Genomic DNA, 20,609 nt, shown 5'->3' on the forward strand with positions numbered 1-20,609 from the left:
GCCTCAGGCCGCAAGCCGCCCCCTGAGACGGGCCACGGCCTGGCTATGCAATTGGCATACTCGCGACTCGCTGACGCCGAGCACGGCACCGATTTCCTTGAGGTTGAGTTCTTCCTGGTAATAAAGCCCCAGCAATAGCTTTTCGCGTTCGGGAAGTTGTTCGATCGCCTCGACCAAATGCGTACGCGCATCGCCTTTCAATAGTGACTCGAGCGGCGTCGCCGGGGCAGTTTCCCCTGCCGGCGGTTCGCCGAGTTCGGACACGACCTCGTCAAAGCCCAGCAGATAGCCATTATTGGCATCCAGCAGCAGCTGATGATATTCGTCGACGCTCATATCCAGCGCGCTGGCGATCTCGCGCTCGTCCGGGGCACGCCCCAACGACTGTTCGAGCTTATGTACCGCCTGATCCAGCGCCCGCACACTGCGCCGCACGCTGCGCGGCATCCAGTCACGACTGCGCAGTTCATCGATCATCGCGCCGCGTACGCGCTGGTTAGCGAAGGTGGAAAAACTCGCCCCTTGGGCGGTATCGAAACGTTCCAGCGCGTCGAGCAACCCCACCATACCGGCTTGAATCAAATCATCGAGCTCGACACTGGCCGGTAAGCGTACTTGCAACGCCAGCGCATGACGCCGCACGAGCGGCATGTATTGCTCCAGCAATGCGCGTTGGTCGATTTTGCCCTGTGCCGTATACATCACTATCGCCTCGGATGTTCGGGGTCGACGCGCGACGCGACGCCCGCTGACATTATCGAGCTTCCGGCCCGCCAGCCAAGGCCGGAATAACCCCCGCTTGATGGGTCTTTTCCCGAATTCGTCGCCACCGCCCCCTTTCAGCGGTAATTCACGATCAGTTGTAAGTCCTCGATGCGCACGTCCCCACGCGGCGCATTCCGGGAGTCAGCTCGCCGAAAGCGCAGTACAAAAGGTCCCTCGGCGGAAAGATCTTCCAAGGCCTGCGTCCCTCCGCGACGCGTCGCCATTTCGACACAGCGATGCGGATGACATAGCCACGCCCGCACCTCATCCGGCCCCTTCGTGGTGTAACGCCAAGACACCCGCGTGATACGGCCATCACCGACCGTGTAGGACTTGGGCGGACGCAGGGGCGCCGTGCGCTCATCACGCCCCGGCGTCGTCAGCAGCGGCCCTCGCGGCAGTGTCACCGCCCAGCTGCCGGCTTCGACGGCTTTCGCGAATGACGACATGCTCAGTGCGGCGCCAAACACGGCCAGAAATGCTATGGCACAGCCCAAGGATTTCACGAGCGGCGTTCGCTTGAGGGTAGCGTCTGCGCCAGCCACTCGGCAGCGTCAACGTATAGCTCGACCGCCAGAAAGCGGTGTGCCGTATCCACCAGGTTGCCAAGCGGCATATCGCCCGCACTGGCCGGATCGCGAATCACCAGCAAGCGTGGCAGACGTTCGCGTTGCGACCATTGCTTGAGTTCGCGATAGGCACGCTGCAAACCTTCCGCGCCGGAGGCCACCCAGATACCCCAATGCGGCGAGGAGCGCTGTGCGGAGGTCACCTCACCGACGGCGAGAGGCAGGGTCTCCCAGGCAAGGCCACTGAGGGACGCCAGCCGTTCACAAGTCGCCGTCACCGCCTGGGGCGACGGATGGCCGATCGTTACCAGAGCCGCCTTGTCGCGACGTTGACTCGCATAGGCGCGTAATCCTGCTGCTTGATCGTTCATCGTCGTCACCTCACGATGCCTGTGACAGCGCTGCATGCGCCGTCAGCAAGTGCATCAACCCTTGCAGCAGGGTATCGGGGCTGCGTCGCTTGCGTTCACCGGCGAGACGCTTCACCACCGGGCGCGCATCCACCGCCCAGCCGTCCTCGCTCAAGTCCATGCGTAGTGCCAAGGACGCCAATTGCGCTGCCAGGTAGACGCGCAGTTCGCAGTCCAGAGGTGCCGACGCCCCCAACTGTTGCCACGCCGCGCGCATCAAACGCGATAGATCGTCCTGTTCGAGCTGGCGATACACGAAGGCGCGCATGTCGATCTCCAGCGCATCGCCGCCATGCCCCAGCCAGTGATAGACTCCACGCTGACGCCCGCTCTCGGGGTCGTGGCTCGTCGCGATCCATAACTGCAGAGTGGCCGTATCGGCCTCGGCCAAAGTCACGGGTAAGCGCGACAGCGTCACGCGTCGCGCGCGGCCGCGCAGGCGGCAGGTATGCTGGCCACAAGGCTCGGCCAGATCGACCAACTCGCCTATCGCCAGACGTTCACCGGCGTACCAGACACGCTGCTGCACCCGCGTACGTGCCAACCAGGGGCTGTCCGCCTCGCGCAGCTGCTGCCTGACATCGGCGTCGGGCACCCGCGCGAACACATGCCAATGACTGCCCAGATGGCGACGCGCCAGGGTCAGGCGTTGCGTATCGGAGGGCGGCCAGCGGTGCAGGGGCCAAGCCAGCGGTAACACATCGCCGTTGGCATCCTGCGGCAGCATCGGTACCGCCCAGTCCATTCCTCGTGGCTTTCCTCCTGGCCAGAACAGGCCGGTCGCCTCGGCGTCGTTCCATGCCTTGATCATCGGCGGCGGTGCCAGGTGCTCTTCGAGCCAGGCTTGCTGGATGGCACGCGGCGACTCGCGACGACGCCACGCGGCGTCGAGCCAGACGACGCCCGGCACGCCGCGCTGCAGCGTTTCCATCACCCGCGCCAGTTGATCGCGCTGTGCCAGGAGATCCCGCGATAACGCTTGCAGGCCTTGTCCGGAGGTAGTCGGCCGCAACATGTCAGTGAGCACGCCGTCATCAAAGGTGAACGGCGAGCCTTGCCCCACGGCCAGCGCATCGTCCAATAACGCCGGCGCTTCGGCCAAGCGAATGTCCTCGGGCACGCGCTGACCATGGGAGACGTAATAGAGGCATAGCCGATGGCGCATCACGACATCCAGCGCGGCGCCCAAGCGCGGCGCTTCATCGACCTTGGTCAACAGGCAACCGTAAAGCGGCGCACCGGCATCCCGCGAGGCACGCTGATAGGTCTCGACGACCTCTTCGAGCGTATCGCCGTGGCTTGCCGCATTGAGCAGCAAGAGACGCCGCACCGGACGGCTGGCACCGCCAAGGCGCGCGATCTGCCCCGTCACGCGCTGATCGCGCTGGCTCATGCCCACGGTATCGACGATCACCATGCGTTTGCCTTCAAGACGCGTCAGCAAGCCTTCGAGATCATCTTCATGGTGCACGGCATGCACATCGACACCCAGCAACCGGGCATAGATACGCAACTGTTCATGCGCGCCGATACGGTAATCGTCGGTGGTCACCAACGCTACGTCGTCCCCGCCGAAGCGCATCACGTAGCGCGCCGCAAACTTGGCGGTGGTCGTGGTCTTGCCCACGCCGGTCGGCCCCACCAGGGCGAACACACCGCCCCCTTCGAGCATCGTCGCCTCGTCGTCGAGCACCTCGAGACGCGTCTCCAGTTGACGTCGACTCCAGGCCAGCAAACGCGGGTCATCGGCATCGACATCGACAAGTTCGTCGGGCAGCGTCTCGAGCATTTCGCGCACCAGGCGGGCACTGAAGCCGGCAGTAATCAGACGCTGGCGCAAGACACCGCGCACGCCGGGGCGTGCACTGCGTGGGCGTGGTGTCTCGGCGATATGCGACATCAGCAGTTCGCGCATGGCCTGCATCTCGGCGTATAGGCGATCCTGCCCCGGCGCGGACGGTGCAGCATCGGACGGCGCATCAGCCTGCGCGGGCACGGCCACGTCCTCGGCCTGTTCGACCAGTGACGACTGGGCCTCTTCGGCCACGGCAACGACTTCGACGCCGTCATCCATGCGCCGGTTGGAAAGAATCAGGGCGTCGTCCCCCAGTGCGTCTCGCACCTGACGCATCGCCTCGCGACTGGTGGCACCGAGAAAACGCATCACACTCATGAACGGGCTCCGACGGTAGCGGTGACACGCAAGGTGCGGTCATCAGGGATTTCGGCATTGGACATCACCACCAGATGGGTGATGCGGCGACGCAGGAAGCGAGCCAGCAAGGCGCGGAGACCATGCTGGACGACCAGCACCGTCGGCTCGCCACGCGCTTCCTGACGTTCCACGGCAGCCATCGCCTGCTCCATGAGAGTGTCGGCGAGTCCCGGCTCCAGGCCACCGCCATTGCTTAGCGCCTGGGTCAGGACTTGTTCCAGATTGGCTTCCAAGCCGATGACATGCATCTCCTGGTCGCCCGGGAACCACTGCTGGGTGATCGAGCGTCCCAGCGCCACACGCACCATCGCGGTCAGCTCGTGGGGATCGGCCTGCTGTGGCGCATGCTCGGCCAGCGTATCGAGGATGGTGCGCATGTCGCGAATCGAGACCTCCTCGGCAAGCAGATTCTGCAGGATGCGCTGCATCGCGGTCAGGGTCAGCAGCTTGGGAACCACGTCCTCGACCAGCGACTTGTTCTCGGCGGCGATCTTGTCGAGCAATTGCTGTACTTCCTGACGCCCCAGCATGTCATTGGCGTGGCGATGCAGCAGGTGGTTAAGGTGCGTGGCCACCACGGTACTCGCATCAACCACGGTATAGCCGTAGACCTGGGCGCGTTCGCGCTGCGCGGTGTCGATCCACACGGCGGGCAGACCGAACGCCGGATCCTGAGTCGCCGTGCCTTCCACCTGGCCCGATACTTGCCCAGGATCAATAGCTAGCCATTGGCCCGGATGCGCATCAGCACGCCCTACTTCGACGCCCTTGAGCGTGATCACGTAGGTCGATGGCCCAAGTTCGAGATTGTCACGGATGTGTACCACCGGCGGCAAAAAGCCGACATCCTGGGCAAATTTCTTGCGAACGCTCTTGATGCGCCCCAACAACTCGCCCTTCTGGCGATGGTCGACGAGCGGGATCAAGCGGTGGCCGACTTCGAGGCCCAGCGTATCGACCAGTTGCACATCGTCCCAGCTCGCCTCCGGCACTTCGGGTTGAGGAGGCGGTGTCTGGGGAGACGCTTCTGGGGTAGCTGGTTGCTGGTCGCGACGCCACATCCACCACGCCAAGCCCCCGAGCAACGCGGTGAACAGCAAGAAGACCAGGTTGGGCATCCCCGGTACGAGGCCCAGCAGCCCCATGACGCCTGCGGCCAGCATCAGGACCTGCGGATTGTTGAAGAGCTGGCTGATCAGTTGCTGACCGACATCCTGGTCGGTGTTGACCCGCGAGACAGTGACACCTGCTGCGGTTGAGATCACCAGCGCCGGAATCTGCGCCACCAGGCCATCGCCGATGGTCAGCAAGGTATAGGTATGGCCGGCTTCGGAAAAGCTCAGGCTGTGTTGCGCCATGCCGATCGCCAGACCACCGATCAAATTGATCAGCATGATGATGATGCCGGCGATGGCATCACCGCGCACGAACTTGCTGGCCCCGTCCATGGAGCCGTAGAAATCGGCTTCCTGAGAGGTTTCCTGACGCCGCGCCCGCGCCTCATCCTCACCGATCAAGCCGGCATTGAGGTCGGCATCGATGGCCATTTGCTTGCCGGGCATGGCATCCAGCGTAAAGCGCGCGCCAACCTCGGCGATACGGCCCGCGCCCTTGGTGATGACCATGAAGTTGATCACCACCAGAATCATGAACACGACCAAACCGACGGCAAAGTTACCGCCGATCAGAAAGGCGCCGAAGGCCTCGATCACCTTGCCAGCCGCATCGCCGCCTTCGTGGCCCTCCATCAAGACCACGCGCGTGGAGGCGACATTCAACGACAACCGCAGTAGGGTCGAAAACAACAAGACCGCTGGGAAGGCCGCAAAATCGAGCGGCTTCTGCGTGAACATGCTCACCAGCAGTACCATCACGGCCAGGGTAATATTGAAGGTAAACAGAAGGTCCAGTATGAACGCCGGCAACGGCAGGATCATCATGCTCAGGATCATGATGATCAGTACGGGACCGGCGAGCACCTTCAAGCGGGTGTCGTTCAACCACCCACGACGGCCCCATAACTGACTCAACGCATTCATGGTGTGTCCTTGGCGTCGGCAACGTTGTGCCGAGACGGATCTAACTCGTCGGGCACGGGCAGGTCATGCGGCGTTTGCGGCCAGTCACCCCCTTCCTCGCGCACACGTTTCAAGCGGTAGGCCCAAGCAAGGACCTCCGCCACGGCGGTATACAGATTCGCGGGGACTTCTTGATCGATGTCCACATTCTGATGCAGAGCACGCGCCAACGGCGGCGCCTCCAGCAAGGGCACGCCATGCGCTTCGCCCAACTCACGAATGCGCGTGGCGACCAGATCCGCCCCCTTGGCCACGACGCGTGGCGCCTCCATTTGACTCCCCTCGTACATCAGCGCCACGGCATAATGCGTCGGGTTGGTGACGATGACATCCGCATCCGGCACCTTGGCCATCATCCGTCGCCGTGCCATGGATTGCTGCTGGGCGCGCATGCGGGCTTTGACCTGAGGATCGCCCTCGGTTTCCTTATGCTCTTTCTTGATCTCGTCCTGACTCATGCGGAGCTTCTTGGTAAAACTCCACAACTGGAAAGGCACATCGATCAATACCACGACGATGAGCGTCGCCACGCAGAAGGCCAGACACAGCGCGGCAAGATCCATACCCCGCGCCAGCGCTTCGCTCAACGGCAGGTTCATCAAGCCTAGAAGGTCGCCACGATGCCACCACAGGAAGATCACGGCGACGCCCCCCACCAATACCGACTTGGCGACGGCCTTGCCCAATTCCGCTACCGCTTGCGATGAAAACATGCGCTTCAATCCTTTCAGTGGATTGAGCTTGGACACTTGGGGTTGCAGCGCTTTCCCAGATATTAGCCAGCCACCCAACATGACCGGCGCTGCCAACGCGACGACCGAGACGATGAGGAACAACGGCAACAAGGACATCAGTGTGTTTTTACCCAGCATCCAGACATGCGACATCAGCACGGCGGTATCGAATGCTTCGCCGCGTGAAAACATGAAGGACTGCTCCATGACCACCCCCAAGCTGTCGTAGAGGTGGCCGCCCATCGACCATAGCGACATCACCCCCGCCGCCAACAGCATGAAGGTGGTCAGCTCGCGCGAGCGCGCAACCTCACCGTCTTCCTTCGCCTTGTCGAGTCGTCGTGGCGTCGGGTCTTCGGTCTTTTCCTCGTCGCTGTCGCTACCCTCGGCCATGGGCCCTCTGACGTCGTGGCGCTAGAAGCCTTCGCCAAGGTAGATACCCAGGCGCCGAACAACCGCATTCATCGAATGTGGGCTATTTTCTCGGGAACGCGGGACAGCCGATCACTGGAATAGCGGCTACTTAGCCATGCTATTCAGGAGACGCGAGGCTTAAACGCTGCCGGCGGGCACCGGCAGCGCAGGGTGGGATCAGAAGCCCAGGCTATCGAGGAGGTCGTCGACCTGGTCCTGGTTGTTGACGACATCGGTGCCTTCGGGCTTGACCTGCGGCCCGTTGAGAAGCTCTTCATCATCTTTCTGGCTTTTACGCGAGCGCTCGTCGGCAAGTTGCTGCAGCTCTTCCTTATTATGGCTATCAGGCGCGGTATCGATCAGCACCTGCACTAGCTGTTGCTCGATCTCGCGAATGACATCCATCATTTTCTTGATGACTTGGCCGGTCAGATCCTGGAAATCCTGAGCCATCATGATTTCGAGCAACTGCGCATTAGTTGCCTTGGTCTGAGTCGGCACATCACGTAGGTAGTCACGCGTATCCTTGACCAACTCTTTGGCGTCGTCCAGCTCGACAGGCGCAGCGAACCATTCTTCCCAGCGTTGATCGAGTTTCTCGGCCCCCGACTCCATGCGCTCTTGCAACGGCTGCGCCTGATCGATGGCATTCAATGAACGTTCTGCCGCTTGCTCGGTCATGGTGGCGACATAATTGAGACGGTCCCGCGCATCGGGAATCGCTTCGGCCGCCTTTTCGATCTCCTTGTCCAGCCCCAGCTCACGCATGCTTTCGTGGAGCATGCGCGTCATCTTGCCGATCTTGTGGATCAGTTCGTCAGCGGGGGTGCCATCCGCACTGTTCTCCGGCTGCGTTTCACCGCTCATAGCCTGCCCTCCTCGTGCGAACTTACTTGCCCAATTTTTCGAAAATCTTGTCCAACTTCTCTTCCAGCGTCGCAGCGGTGAACGGCTTCACGACATAGCCATTCGCCCCGGCCTGCGCGGCGGCGATGATATTTTCCTTCTTGGCTTCCGCCGTCACCATCAACACTGGCAGTTCCGACAGCGCATCGTCCTGGCGGATCTCTTTGAGCATTGCCAGGCCATCGAGGTTGGGCATGTTCCAATCAGAGACCACGAACTCGAAACCACCGGTACGTAACTTATTGAGCGCTTCCTGGCCATCTTCAGCCTCATCGACATTATTAAAGCCCAACTCCTTGAGCAGGCTGCGCACGATGCGCCGCATGGTCGGGAAGTCATCCACGACCAGAATGCTCATATTCTTGTCTGCCATACATCCTCCGATTCATTCAATCTGGCTAGTGATTCGCTTCGCAAGCTTGTTCATCTAGGTGGCGCGCTTGGCACGCCACCCTGGCGGTATGGCTTAGACATTGTCTGAAAAGCACCTGCACTCGATCAGACAAGGCCTAGAATTCTTCCCACTCGTTTTCTTCATGTGTCGTCGAGGCTCGCTTCGACGGCACCTGACGTGTCTGCGCTGAAGGCTTGGACGTCGAGGTGGGGGCGGACACCGCCGGCTTGGGCGCGGACGCACGCGTTCCAGACAATGCCTGATGTGACGCGCCACCCGGCAAACGAAAGACCGAGACAACGTCTTCCAAGCGCTGTGCCTGCTCTTCGAGCGATGCGGACGCACTCGAGGCTTCCTGGACGAGGGAGGCGTTCTGCTGAGTCACCTGATCCATCTGCGTCACGGCCTGACTGACCTGCTCGATACCGTCGCTCTGTTCCTGCGAGGCCGCGGAGATCTCGTCCATGATGTCGCTGACGCGCTTCACCGCCTGGACGACATCGCGCATGGTGGTCTCGGCGTTGCCCACCAGTTCGGAGCCCTGCTCGATCTGAGTGGTCGAGGTATGAATCAGGCCCTTGATTTCCTTGGCGGCCTCGGCACTGCGGCTGGCCAAATTACGCACCTCACTGGCAACCACCGCGAAGCCACGCCCCTGTTCACCGGCACGCGCCGCCTCGACCGAGGCGTTCAGCGCCAGAATGTTGGTCTGGAAGGCGATCGAGTCGATCATGCCGATGATGTCGGAGATCTGCTTGGAGCTGTCGGTGATGCCCTGCATGGTCGTGGAAACCTCCTGCATGACATCGCCGCCACGTCCTGCCGTGGTCGAGGCATCGCTGGCCAGGGAGCTCGCCTGGCGCGCATTGTCGGCATTCTGTTTCACGGTAGAGGTCAGCTCTTCCATGCTCGAGGCGGTTTCCTCGAGTGAGGCGGCCTGCTGCTCGGTACGCGACGACAAGTCGGCATTGCCCGACGCGATTTCGCGGGCGCCGCCATGAATCGAACCGCTGGCGTCACGTACGGACGTGACCGTGCCGACCAAACCGGTTTGCATGTCGCGCATGGCGGCAAACAAGCGCCCGATCTCGTTCTTGCCGCGTTCGGCAATACGATGCGAGAGATCGCCTTTGGCGATGTGCTCGCAATGTTCGACCGCTTCATCCAACGGCTTAACCACATTCTTGACCAGCACCATGCGTACCAGTACGGCGACGACCACCGCCAAGATCAGCAGCACGATTTCGAGAATCTCCATCAAGCGGCTGTTCTCAGCGTCGGCGACGATGGCAGTATCGACACGCGCCTCGGCGTACTGGATAAAGTCACGCACGCTATCATCCAGATTATCCATCAGCGGATTGATACGCTGGTCGTCCTCTGTGCGAACGGCGTCTTCGCCGGCACTCATCTGACGCTGGACCTCATCGCGAAAAGCCGCAAAGGATTCGTCGATACGCGCGGCGTATTCTTCACCGGCATCAGTCTTGGTGACTTGCTCGAACGCCTGGATCCGGTCAGCGGCATTATCCATCGCGCTTTCTACTGCTGTTTGCAGCTCTTGCACACGTCGAGCATCTTCGGCCTCCACCGCGTTGCGATAACTTGCCAGCAATGCCCGCGCACGCACTAGATTGAGCGTGGCGCGATTGACGGTGTTGGTTTGCTGGAAACCAATAGTACCGACCGTATCCAGCGCCTCGGCGCTTTTTTGATTGGAGTAGAACCCTAATCCAGTAATGATCACGATCATCACGACCATAACGGTCAATGCGATCGTCAAACTGGCCCTGACCGAAAGGTCGTTGAGTATTTTTCCCATATCGTCTCCTGAGAAGTTGCCTAGCGTAGATTGAGATGATGAGTCGAGCGTTGTTCTTTTAATTCGTTCGATAATTCGTTCGAGAGTCTTATACCCGCTGCGCGCGCCCGGAGGCTTCGGCGCGTTTCATCAAGGCGGCAGGGATCTCGGAAAGCGCAATGGTGTCGGCGGCAGCGCCGAGGATGACCGCTTCGCGCGGCATACCGAAGACCACGCAACTCGCCTCATCCTGGGCAATGGTATAGGCGCCTGCCTGATGCATTTCGAGCAGCCCCGCCGCACCGTCCTTGCCCATGCCGGTGAGGATCACACCGATGGCGTTGCGGCCCGCGCTTTGTGCGGCTGAATGAAACAATACGTCCACCGACGGGCGATGCCGGTTGACCGGCAGCGCATCGTCCAGGCGAATGACATAGTTGGCGCCCGAGCGTGCGAGCTTCATATGCCAGTCACCTGGGGCGATGTAAACGTGACCCGGCAGGACACGCTCACCATCCACCGCCTCCTTGACCGAGATGCGACATAGCTTGTCGAGACGCTCGGCGAAGGATTTGGTGAAGCCGCCCGGCATATGCTGGGTGATCAGAATCGCCGGGCTATTGGCGGGCAGAGGCTCCAGCACATGGCGAATGGCTTCGGTGCCACCTGTGGAAGCCCCAATGATGATCACTTTTTCACTCGACAGCAGCGGCGCCTTGAGCGGTGCCTTGTCCTTGGCCGGCGGCTGCTTGGACACGGCTTTCGGACGTGAGCGCGCCGCCGCTCGGATCATGTCGGCGATCATTTCGGTATATTCGAGCATGCCCTCGCGAATGCCCATTTCCGGCTTGGCGACGAAATCGACGGCGCCGAGTTCCAGGGCGCGCAGGGTGATCTCGGAGCCTTTCTGGGTCAGCGAAGACACCATCAGTACCGGCATGGGACGCAAACGCATCAAGCGCTCAAGAAAGTCGAGGCCATCCATGCGCGGCATTTCCACGTCCAGCGTCAACACATCGGGATTGGTACGCTTGATCAGGTCCCTGGCCACCAGAGGATCGGGGGCCGTGGCCACGACCTCCATATCCGGCTGACTGTCGATGATCTTGCTCATCAAGTCACGAATCAGCGCCGAATCATCGACACATAGCACCTTGATCTTATTCGAGGACAACGCCACCACTCCTTAAGCTCTGTCTGAAAACTGTCTGCGCTCGCCGACTCTTCAGGCAGAGCTTAATCTTCGTTCCAGGTATATCGCGGGCTGCACGCATGAAAACCGCCGACGAACTACCGTGCACGGCAAACCGACATGCATGTTCTATCGGCCAGGTGCGTAAACACTGAAGGGTCAGCGCGATAATTCGTACACGGTCTGCCCGCGCAACTTGAAGCGCTGCGTCAGGTAGGAGAAGTTCTCGGAATGGCCGGTAAAGAGCAGTCCATGCGGTTTCATCAAAGGGGCAAAACGCTCCAGGATCCGTGCCTGCGTTTCCTTGTCGAAATAAATCATCACGTTACGACAAAAAATGGCATCGAACGGCCCCTTTGCCACCCAACTGCCTGAGGTCAGGTTGAGGGGTTGAAAGTCGATCATCGAGGTCAATTCAGGGCGAACCTTCGCCATCCCGGCACGCGCGCCACTACCCCGCAGGAAAAACTTTCGACGGCATGCTTCGGAGACCTTCTCTAGCTGATCCAGCGCATAGACCCCCTTGCGTGCCTTGTCCAACGCGTCGGTGTCGATGTCGGTAGCGAGAATCTGCGCCTGAGAGGCCCGACTACCCAGCGCCTCGCTCAGGGTGATCGCCAACGAATAGGGTTCTTCCCCCGTCGACGCCGCCGCACACCAGATACGCACGGGAGATGTCGCTTGCTTGACATGCTCCGCAAGTAGCGAAAAGTGATGCGCCTCGCGAAAAAACGACGTCAAGTTCGTCGTCAGCGCGTTGGTGAATGCCTCCCACTCCGGCGAGTCAGGATGCTGATCCAGACGCGTCAAGTAATCGCTGAAGCGGCGCATACCATGCAGCCGCAGCCGCTTTGCCAAGCGGCTGTAGGCCATTTCACGCTTGTGCGGTGCCAGCACAAGACCGGCGCGCTGATAAATGAGCGTGCGTATTTTATCGAAATCCGCCTCTGTAAATTCCAGATCCCGGTCGGCGGTCCCGAACAAGCTAGGATGTTCTTCCTGCGGCGCAGGAGACTGACGAAATTCGCTCAAAAGGACTCCCACTCCTCTTCATGTGATGCCTGGTGAGCGCCCGCCTTCGGCGACTCCTGGCGCTGAGACACCAGAGAGGTCTCTTGACGCTGCGCTGAGTGTGATGTTGCCTGCTTATCGTCATCGCCACGTGTGGACGACTGTGGCTTGGCGAGACTCGCCGAATTCTTGTTGCGACGCACCGTTTCGGCACCACTGCCGGCCAGGCGGAAGACAGCCACGGAGCGCGATAGCTCGGTGACGCTGGATTGGAGATCCGCAGCGACCGAGGCCGTCTGCTGTACGCGATGGGCATTCTGCTGAGTGACATCGTCCATCTGAGTGATGGCCTGATTGATCTGCTCGATACCGCTGCTCTGCTCATCGGACGCCGCAGTGATCTCGTTCATGATGTCGTTGACACGCGCGACCGAGCTGACGACTTCCTCAATGCTGCCCTCGGCCTTGCGCACCAGGTCGGTGCCGCCTTCGATCTCATGCGTCGAATTGTCGATCAATGCACGAATTTCTTTCGAGGCGTCCGCGCTGCGACTGGCGAGATTACGCACCTCACCGGCGACGACGGCAAAACCACGTCCCTGTTCACCGGCACGCGCGGCTTCGACGGAGGCGTTCAAGGCCAAGATATTGGTCTGAAAGGCAATCGAGTCGATCATCCCGACGATATCGGCTACTTGATGAGAACTGTCGCGGATACGCCCCATGGTATTGACCACTTCGCCCATGACCTCGCCACTCTGACGCACCGATTCACTGGCGGTGTTCGATAGCTGGCTGGCCTGACGCGCGTTGTCGGCATTCTGCTTCACGGTGGCGGTCATTTCTTCCATGCTGGAAGCCGTCTGGGCGAGCGACGCGGCTTGCTGCTCGGTACGTGAAGAGAGATCTTCGTTGCCCTCGGCGATATTGCGCGCCCCGGGCGCCACCACACCGACGTTTTCGTTGACCTCCTTGACGATGTTGCCAAGGCTGCGACGCATAGTATCCAGAGCGCGCGTCAGACGGCCGATTTCATCCTGCCTGCCACCCTTGAGACTGGCACCGAGGTTCCCGGCCGCAATCTGCAGCGAGAAATCCAGCGCCTCACGTACCGGACGCAGCGTCGAGCGCACCGTGATGATCCCCATCACTACCAGCACGACCAGCCCGAAGATGAAGACGCCCGCCTGCCACATCAGCATTTCATGTTGCGTCTCGGCCGCTTCACTGGCCATGGCCATGGCCTCGTTGCGCTTCTCATCGACCAAGCCGTTGAGCTGGTCGCTAACCTCGTCGCGCTCCCCGTCCAATACATCGTTGTAGGCTACGTAGGCTTCGTAGAAGTCGCCGGCATTCAGTGTGTCCAACACTACCTGCATGCCATCGTCCAGATAACGCTGAACGGAGGCATCGAAACTTTCCGCAGTGTCACTGTGATTGCCAGGCCGACCGTCGTAATACGCCCCCCACGTCTCGGAGAGCTTGGTCATCAATGCATTGGCGTCGGCCGTGACTTTCTCCATATCACCCGACATCGGGTTACTCACGGGCTTGTCGACCAGATCCCGCCCACTGGCCATCAACTGATCGATTTGCTGCAAGCGCGCGACATCTTCCAGGCCCTGCTCGGATAGTGCCTGCAGCTTGTCGCCGGCACGCTGCAAGCTGACCATGGATAGAGCACTGCTGACCGCGAGCATCAACACCGCCACCACGATCATGGTCACCAAGCGCCCCTTGAAGGTACTCAGCTTGAGACGCTTGAGACGCGCCAGAACACCAGTATGCTGGATCTCGCCACGCTCGAGCTTGACCCCACGACGCTTGCCGGCCGACATGGCCGCGTAAGTGTGTTCCGCATCGGCACGCGCTTTGGTAGTAGGCTTCACACGCACCGAGGTAAAGCCCACGATCTCGCCGCCTTCGAAGATCGGGGTCACCGTGGCATGCACCCAGTAGAAGTCACCGTTCTTGCAACGGTTCTTGATTACCCCGCTCCAGATCTCCCCTTTCTTCAGCGTAACCCAAAGATTTTCGAACGCCGCCGGCGGCATGTCCGGGTGACGCACGAGATTGTGCGGTGCCCCCACGAGTTCCTCGTAGGTAAAGCCGCTGATCGCGATGAAAGCCGGATTCGCGTAGGTGACAACACCTTTCAAATCCGTGCGGGACAACAGGTAATCTTCATCCGCGAGCTCATGCTCACGCTGAGTAACGGGCTGGTTATTGCGCATGATACGGTTCCCTGGCGTTCGTTTTTATTGGTTGGTCTCGGCGCGCTCTGGTGGCGACTCGCGACAGCTTATTGGGCTTGTTGCTCGACCAACGCCATTTCCTCGCTGGTCAGTAGCTTCTCGATGTCGACGATGACCAGCATGCGATCCTCAAGACTGCCCAGGCCGCTGAGATAATCGGCAGACAGCGTTTCACCGAATTCGGGTGCGGGCTTGATCTGGTCGGATGAGAGCGTCATGACGTCGGACACGCCATCGACGACGATACCCACGACTCGGTCGGCGACATTGACCACGATCACCACGGTCTGCCCTTCGTATTCGACTTTGTCGAGGTGGAACTTGATGCGCAGATCGACGATCGGCACGATCACGCCGCGCAGATTGGTCACGCCCTTGATGAAATCCGGCGCATTGGCGATGCGCGTCACGTTTTCATAGCCACGGATTTCCTGCACTTTCAGGATATCCACGGCGTATTCCTCGCTGCCCAGCGAGAACACCAGATATTCCTGGCTTTGCGTATCGATGGCCGCCTCGGCGGCCTGGGTCATATCACTCATGAAACTACGTCCTCCTGGCGTGATGCGGTAAGTTCAGCGTGCTTGGGAGAGTTGGCACGCTGACGGTGCAAGCGATTGACATCGGCGACGTCGAGAATCAGGGCCACGCTGCCATCCCCGAGGATCGTTGCCGCGGATATGGCCGGCACCTTGCGGTAGTTGGTTTCGAGGTTCTTGACCACCACTTGTTGCTGACCGACGAGATCGTCGACCAACAAGGCATAGCGCCGCCCCTCGGCCTGCAGGATGACTGCAATGCATCGGGTCGGATCCTGCTCGGCGCCATCGATCTGCAGGATGTCGTGCAAGGCAATCAGCGGTAGGTACTCGTCACGCACCTTGAGCAACTTGTCGTTGCCTGCCATCGAGTAGATATCATCGTTGCTGGGCTGCAGTGACTCGAGCACCGCCGAGAGCGGCAGGATGAAGATTTCCGGCCCACTCTTGATCGACATGCCGTCGAGGATGGCCAAGGTCAGCGGCAATACCACGCGGGTTGTAGTGCCCCTTCCAGGCCAGGACTGGATCTCGACGTGGCCACCCATCGCCTGGATGTTGCGCTTGACGACATCCATGCCCACGCCGCGCCCGGAAACGTCGCTGACCTGATCGGCGGTCGAAAACCCCGCCGCGAAAATAAGCTGCCAAACCTCATCGTCACTCATGGCATCGGAAACCGCCAGACCATTGCTCGCCGCCTTGGCGAGGATCTTGTCGCGACTCAGCCCGCCGCCATCGTCCTTCACCTCGATGAGGATGTTGCCGCCCTGGTGCTGAGCGGAGAGCGTCAACTGTCCGGTACGCGGCTTGCCTGCAGCCTCGCGCACATCAGGCATCTCGATACCGTGATCGAGACTATTACGAACCAGATGCGTCAACGGATCGATGATCCGCTCCGTCAAGCTCTTGTCGAGTTCGGTGGACTTGCCCTCGGTGACCAGCTCGATATCCTTGCCCAGCTTGCCGGTAAGATCGCGCACCAAGCGAGGAAAACGGCTGAACACATAGTCCATCGGCACCATGCGAATCGACATAACCGACTCCTGCAAATCACGCGCGTTGCGCTGTAGCAGGTTCATGCCATTGACCAGCGGCCCATGAGCGGCCACGTCGAGTTCGCTGGCGGTTTGATCGAGCATGGACTGGGTAATGATCAGCTCACCGACCAGGTTGATGATCTGATCGACCTTCTCCACCGGCACGCGAATCGTCGCCGACTCCGCACCCGCCTTTTTCTTGGCGCCGCCCTTGTTAGCAGGCTTGTCGCTGGGCGCTGTCTGGGCCGGTGCTTTTTCTGCAGGAGCCGCCGCCTGCTCGGCATCGGCCGATGCCTCGGATGCCTCGGATGCCGGCGCATCGTCCTGAGACACAGCAGGTGCCGAAGCTTCGACATCTCCCTGCGTCGTCTCGTCGGTCGGTGCGGCAATCGCAGCAATGTCTAATTGCTCAGGTTCGACGATGAAACACATCACAGCTTCGATATCGTCGCGGCTGGAGGCGCTCTCCAGCACCACTTCGTAACGTGTGGCGTCTCCGTGTTGCTCTTTCACGGCGCCCAGATTCCCGAGCTCCTCGACGAGGAGTTCACGGTCCTTGTCGGAGACGTTCAAAAGCACGACACGCAGCCAACCGCTATCGGCGGCGGCCTGAGTTTCCTGAGCCTGCCCCTCCGACGCTGCCTCGCCAACCGTATTCCCGTCAGCCGCGCTTGCGGTTTCATCCGCCGGCCGCGCGGGGGGCGCAACATCGGCCTCGGGCTCGCTGCCCACGCCATGCCCCAGCTCATCCAGCGCTAGCTGCTTCAGCGTCTGGCAAATCCGAGCATAGGCCTCCGGATCCGGTTCGGCGCCATTGCGGTAGGCATCAAGCTGGTCGTGAAGCATATCCTTGGTTTCCAGAAAGAGGTCGACGATATCCGTGCGCAAGGTGAGCTCGCCCTGCCTGGCATAATCCAGCAGGTTCTCGAGCATATGCGTGGTTTCTTGCAGCACGCTGAACCCGAAGGTGCCCGCGCCCCCTTTGATCGAATGCGCGGCACGAAAAATGGCGTTGAGTTGTTCCGGATCCGGTTCGTCGAGATCCAGCTCGAGCAGATGGCGTTCCATGTCGCCCAGTAGCTCTTCGGCCTCTTCGAAAAAGGTCTCGTAGAATTCGGTTATATCCATGCTCGTTCCACGTGATCGTGATCGTTAGGGCGATGGCGGTTCTTGCCCTTCACCGCCACCGGTGGTGCGTTCATACACTTTGGGGAGTGCGTTACGCATTAATGAGTTGGCACCCTGCGTCGGCGATAATCCTTCTCGCGGCGTGTCATCCGTACTGTTGAGTATCGTTTCGGGGGATGCCGCGCCGGCCTCACCCTGATCGCGGATCTGCTCGGCGGCGTGCTCCGACAATACGACGATACTGATACGCCGATTGATCGCATCACTGGGCTTCGTTCCTTCCAGGTTGACGCGTGATCCCATCCCCGCGACGCGCAGCAGCTTGCCGGAATCGAGCCCCGCGGCGACCAGGGTGCGGCGCGACGCGTTGGCGCGGTCGGCGGAAAGCTCCCAGTTACTATATCCGGCTTCCCCACCGGCGTAGCGCAGGTCATCCGTATGCCCGGTGAGACTAATCGCATTGGGAACTGCATTGAGCTCCGGCGCCAAAGCCTGCAAGAGATCGCGCATATACGGCGCGAGCCGAGCACTGCCCAGCTCGAACATGGGGCGCTTGTCGGTATCGACGAGCTGAATGCGCAGACCTTCGGGAATGAAGTCGGTACGCAGCTGCGAGCTCATCTTACGTAGGTTCGGATCTTCGCGAACTTGGCGTTCCAGACGGTCGCGAAGCACTCTCAGACGTCGCATCTCGTCGCTGGGACGGGAGTGCTGGCGTTTGTCAATGCGCCGCTCTTCACCTTCTGAGAAGGTGGGGTCTGCTCCGCCACCGGGGATCGCGCTGGTACTTGCCGTCGACTTGTCGCCGCCGGTCATCGCCACCGCCAAGGGCGTACGAAAATACTCGGCGATATTATCCAGTTCGTTTTCAGGCACCATCGACAAGATCCAGAGCACCAGGAAAAGCGCCATCAAGGCAGTCATGAAATCGGCATAGGCAATCTTCCAATTGCCCCCATGATGCCCCTTACTGACGACTTTCTTGCGTTTGACGATGATGGGACGGCGTTCGCTGCTCATGCTTAGCTCGTCCCAGTGCCACGTGTGCCGTTTCCTTCGGACCGAACATGTTCTTCAAGCTCAGTGAACGAGGGGCGCTCGGCGGTGAACAAGGCCTTACGCCCGAATTCTACCGCCAGTTGCGGTGCCAGGCCGTTCAGGCTTGCCATCAATGTCACGCGGATGCATTGCAGCATCTTGATGGCTTCGGTGATCTGGAGTTGCAGTCGCTGAGCGACGGGTAACACGAACCCATAGGCGAGCAGAATCCCCAGGAAAGTTCCCACCAACGCCTGGGCAATCATCTGCCCCATGGCCGCCGCCCCCTGATCGGCTGCCCCCAGGGCATGAACGACGCCCATGACGGCCGCCACGATACCGAACGCAGGCAGGCCATCACCGACACTGTGCAAGGAATGGGCGGGAATGTCCGCTTCATGCTGAAAGGTATCGATCTCGTGCTCCATGAGTGCATCGATCTCGAATGGATCCATGTTGCCACTGACCATCAAACGCAAGTAGTCGGTGATGAACGCCATGATCAAGGGGTCACTGGAGATCTTGGGATAGTCGGAGAAGATCGCACTATCCTCGGGGGCGTCGATATCGCGCTCAATAGCCAGCATGCCGTCCCGCCGCGCCTTGGTCAGCAGGCGGTACTGCATGGCCATCAACTCCATGTACATCGCCTTGTTGTACTTATTGGTACGCTTGAGCTTCGAAAACGTACGCAAGGTAGCCATGATCGCCTTGCCATTGTTGGCAGCGATGAAGGCGCCTACGGCAGCACCGACGATCATGAGAATTTCGGATGGCTGGAATAGCGCACCGAAGTGCCCCCCGACGAGGGTATATCCGCCCCCGATCGATGCGATAACAACCAAATAGCCGATTAGAATCAACACAGCAGAACGCTCCTAGCGGCATGCATGACTGGCCCGTTGATATCTCTATCGGCAGGAAGCGACACGCCTTGAATGAAAAAACGCAGAAATGCGTCGTGTCGCTTCCCGGTATCGGTCGTTACCCCTGCGCTGCGACGACCCTAGAGATGCAAACGCCTATCTAGCGACGAGACGTCGCGCCGTCATGCTATCCGCCTCAGAAGCCGACACAGGCTGACGAGGCGACGTCGCCCCCCGTTCCTCAGGCTGACGTTTCTTGCGTGTCTTGCCGGCACGCGAAGGCGGCTGACAGATACCGCACACGAAGTCGTGATCGGGACTATACGCGTGGGCGACGAACTGGCCACCACAGCTGGTGCAGGCGGAGAGTTGCATCATGCCGCTTTCGAAGAAGCGAATCAGCGTCCAGGCACGCGTCAACCCCAGCACCGGCTCCCCTTCTTCAAGGCTGACTTGCTCTAGATAAAGCTTGAAAGCCTTGACAAAGGCCGACATTCGCTCGCAACCGCAGTCTTCGAGCAGACTCTGATAAATGTTGTAAAACAACGAGGAGTGGATGTTCGGCATCCAGGTAATGAACCAGTCGGTCGAAAACGGCAGCATGCCCTTGGGAGGCGACATGCCGCGCACTTCCTTATAAAGCTTGATCAAGCGCCCACGACTCAAATCCGTCTCGGTCTCGAGTACCTGTAGGCGTGCACCCAGATCGATCAATTCGATGGCGAGCTGCACCTGCAGCATTTCGCCCACTAGACTTTTCTCGCTCACGACGATACTCCTCAGTTCGAAGAGACGGACGAGCACTCGTTACGTGCGCTCGCCATCAACAGGGCAGCATGCGTCTGCCCCAACCCCTGCTCTCGCTGATTGTGAGTCAGCTTGCGCAGTTGCTCCGGCTCGTCATAGCAGAGCCGGCAGAGTAGTTGATTCGTTCGCGCGAGTTGTGTCAGTTGCTTGATCGACAAGGAAGCGATGAGATCCGCCATTTCGTCGCCCATCTTGAGACGAAAGAGCGCAGTGGTGCGATCTTCGCTGATCATGCGCTGCGTAAGCAGCAGGTAGGACAGGTTGATATCTTGGATATCATCCAGAAGGCTATCGGTTTCCATATAAATCCCTGCGTACGACGTTATTGTGGTGAAGGAGGCTTCTGCGACCTCTCTTCGGTGAGCCAGTTTTTTTGCTTTTTCGGCTGACTCGATTCTTACCGTCGCATCATTTTGAGACGTTTCTATGAAAAGATTCAACATCTCC

At 60.1% G+C, this 20,609-nt stretch carries 18 protein-coding genes; all 18 read right to left on the reverse strand.

All coding sequences use genetic code 11. The features are described 5' to 3' along the window. Positions 1 to 3: 3 nt before the first annotated feature. Positions 4 to 702: an RNA polymerase sigma factor FliA gene (locus tag L1071_RS15720; RefSeq protein WP_246976908.1), complete on the reverse strand. Its 699-nt coding sequence runs from the start codon at positions 700 to 702 to the stop codon at positions 4 to 6. A gap of 137 nt (positions 703 to 839) precedes the next feature. Further along, positions 840 to 1,214, reverse strand: coding sequence for a flagellar protein FlhE (locus L1071_RS15725; protein WP_246976911.1), 375 nt, complete (start codon positions 1,212 to 1,214; stop codon positions 840 to 842). Between the two features lie 53 nt (positions 1,215 to 1,267). Continuing rightward, a complete protein-coding gene (locus L1071_RS15730; RefSeq protein WP_246976914.1) occupies positions 1,268 to 1,705 on the reverse strand; it encodes a hypothetical protein in 438 nt (145 codons plus the stop codon). 10 nt (positions 1,706 to 1,715) lie between these two features. After that, a complete protein-coding gene (gene flhF, locus L1071_RS15735) occupies positions 1,716 to 3,917 on the reverse strand; it encodes a flagellar biosynthesis GTPase FlhF (RefSeq protein ID WP_246976917.1) in 2,202 nt (733 codons plus the stop codon). Further along, complete coding sequence (flhA, locus tag L1071_RS15740; RefSeq protein WP_246976920.1) at positions 3,914 to 5,998, reverse strand: flagellar biosynthesis protein FlhA; 2,085 nt, start codon at positions 5,996 to 5,998, stop codon at positions 3,914 to 3,916. Before flhA ends, flhF begins: the two co-directional genes overlap by 4 nt. Continuing rightward, positions 5,995 to 7,164 carry a flagellar biosynthesis protein FlhB gene (gene flhB / locus L1071_RS15745; protein WP_246976923.1) on the reverse strand — a complete coding sequence of 390 codons (1,170 nt, stop codon included), beginning with the start codon at positions 7,162 to 7,164 and terminating at the stop codon, positions 5,995 to 5,997. The genes flhA and flhB overlap by 4 nt, the downstream gene beginning before the upstream one ends. Positions 7,165 to 7,362: 198 nt before the next feature. Then, positions 7,363 to 8,052, reverse strand: a complete 690-nt coding sequence (gene cheZ, locus L1071_RS15750) for a protein phosphatase CheZ (protein WP_246976926.1) — start codon at positions 8,050 to 8,052, stop codon at positions 7,363 to 7,365. Between the two features lie 22 nt (positions 8,053 to 8,074). After that, the gene (gene cheY, locus L1071_RS15755) at positions 8,075 to 8,464 is read right to left on the reverse strand and encodes a chemotaxis response regulator CheY (protein ID WP_246976929.1); all 390 of its coding nucleotides are present in this window, start codon (positions 8,462 to 8,464) and stop codon (positions 8,075 to 8,077) included. Positions 8,465 to 8,600: 136 nt separating this feature from the next. Further along, entirely contained in the window at positions 8,601 to 10,307 is a 1,707-nt protein-coding gene (locus L1071_RS15760; protein WP_246976932.1) for a methyl-accepting chemotaxis protein, read from the reverse strand. Between the two features lie 88 nt (positions 10,308 to 10,395). Beyond that, positions 10,396 to 11,460 carry a protein-glutamate methylesterase/protein-glutamine glutaminase gene (locus tag L1071_RS15765; protein WP_281504660.1) on the reverse strand — a complete coding sequence of 355 codons (1,065 nt, stop codon included), beginning with the start codon at positions 11,458 to 11,460 and terminating at the stop codon, positions 10,396 to 10,398. A 177-nt stretch (positions 11,461 to 11,637) separates the two neighbouring features. Then, complete coding sequence (locus L1071_RS15770) at positions 11,638 to 12,510, reverse strand: CheR family methyltransferase (RefSeq protein ID WP_378109643.1); 873 nt, start codon at positions 12,508 to 12,510, stop codon at positions 11,638 to 11,640. Next, the gene (locus tag L1071_RS16240) at positions 12,507 to 14,723 is read right to left on the reverse strand and encodes a methyl-accepting chemotaxis protein (protein WP_281504661.1); all 2,217 of its coding nucleotides are present in this window, start codon (positions 14,721 to 14,723) and stop codon (positions 12,507 to 12,509) included. The genes L1071_RS15770 and L1071_RS16240 overlap by 4 nt, the downstream gene beginning before the upstream one ends. A gap of 68 nt (positions 14,724 to 14,791) precedes the next feature. Further along, positions 14,792 to 15,286, reverse strand: coding sequence for a chemotaxis protein CheW (gene cheW, locus L1071_RS15785; protein WP_133696443.1), 495 nt, complete (start codon positions 15,284 to 15,286; stop codon positions 14,792 to 14,794). Continuing rightward, positions 15,283 to 17,451: a chemotaxis protein CheA gene (cheA, locus tag L1071_RS15790; protein WP_246976934.1), complete on the reverse strand. Its 2,169-nt coding sequence runs from the start codon at positions 17,449 to 17,451 to the stop codon at positions 15,283 to 15,285. The genes cheW and cheA overlap by 4 nt, the downstream gene beginning before the upstream one ends. Before the next feature lie 24 nt (positions 17,452 to 17,475). Further along, positions 17,476 to 18,471: a flagellar motor protein MotB gene (gene motB, locus L1071_RS15795; RefSeq protein WP_246976936.1), complete on the reverse strand. Its 996-nt coding sequence runs from the start codon at positions 18,469 to 18,471 to the stop codon at positions 17,476 to 17,478. Positions 18,472 to 18,473: 2 nt separating this feature from the next. Next, positions 18,474 to 19,355 (reverse strand): flagellar motor stator protein MotA, encoded by an 882-nt coding sequence (gene motA / locus L1071_RS15800; protein WP_246976938.1) that lies wholly within the window; start codon positions 19,353 to 19,355, stop codon positions 18,474 to 18,476. A gap of 156 nt (positions 19,356 to 19,511) precedes the next feature. Beyond that, on the reverse strand, positions 19,512 to 20,123 hold the full coding sequence (flhC, locus tag L1071_RS15805; RefSeq protein WP_246976940.1) for a flagellar transcriptional regulator FlhC: 612 nt from the start codon (positions 20,121 to 20,123) through the stop codon (positions 19,512 to 19,514). 11 nt (positions 20,124 to 20,134) lie between these two features. Then, on the reverse strand, positions 20,135 to 20,609 hold a 475-nt coding region (gene flhD / locus L1071_RS15810; RefSeq protein ID WP_425531242.1), incomplete at its 5' end, for a flagellar transcriptional regulator FlhD.

The sequence above is a fragment of the Chromohalobacter sarecensis genome (assembly GCF_023061135.1).
In the GTDB taxonomy this organism is placed as follows: domain Bacteria; phylum Pseudomonadota; class Gammaproteobacteria; order Pseudomonadales; family Halomonadaceae; genus Chromohalobacter; species Chromohalobacter sarecensis.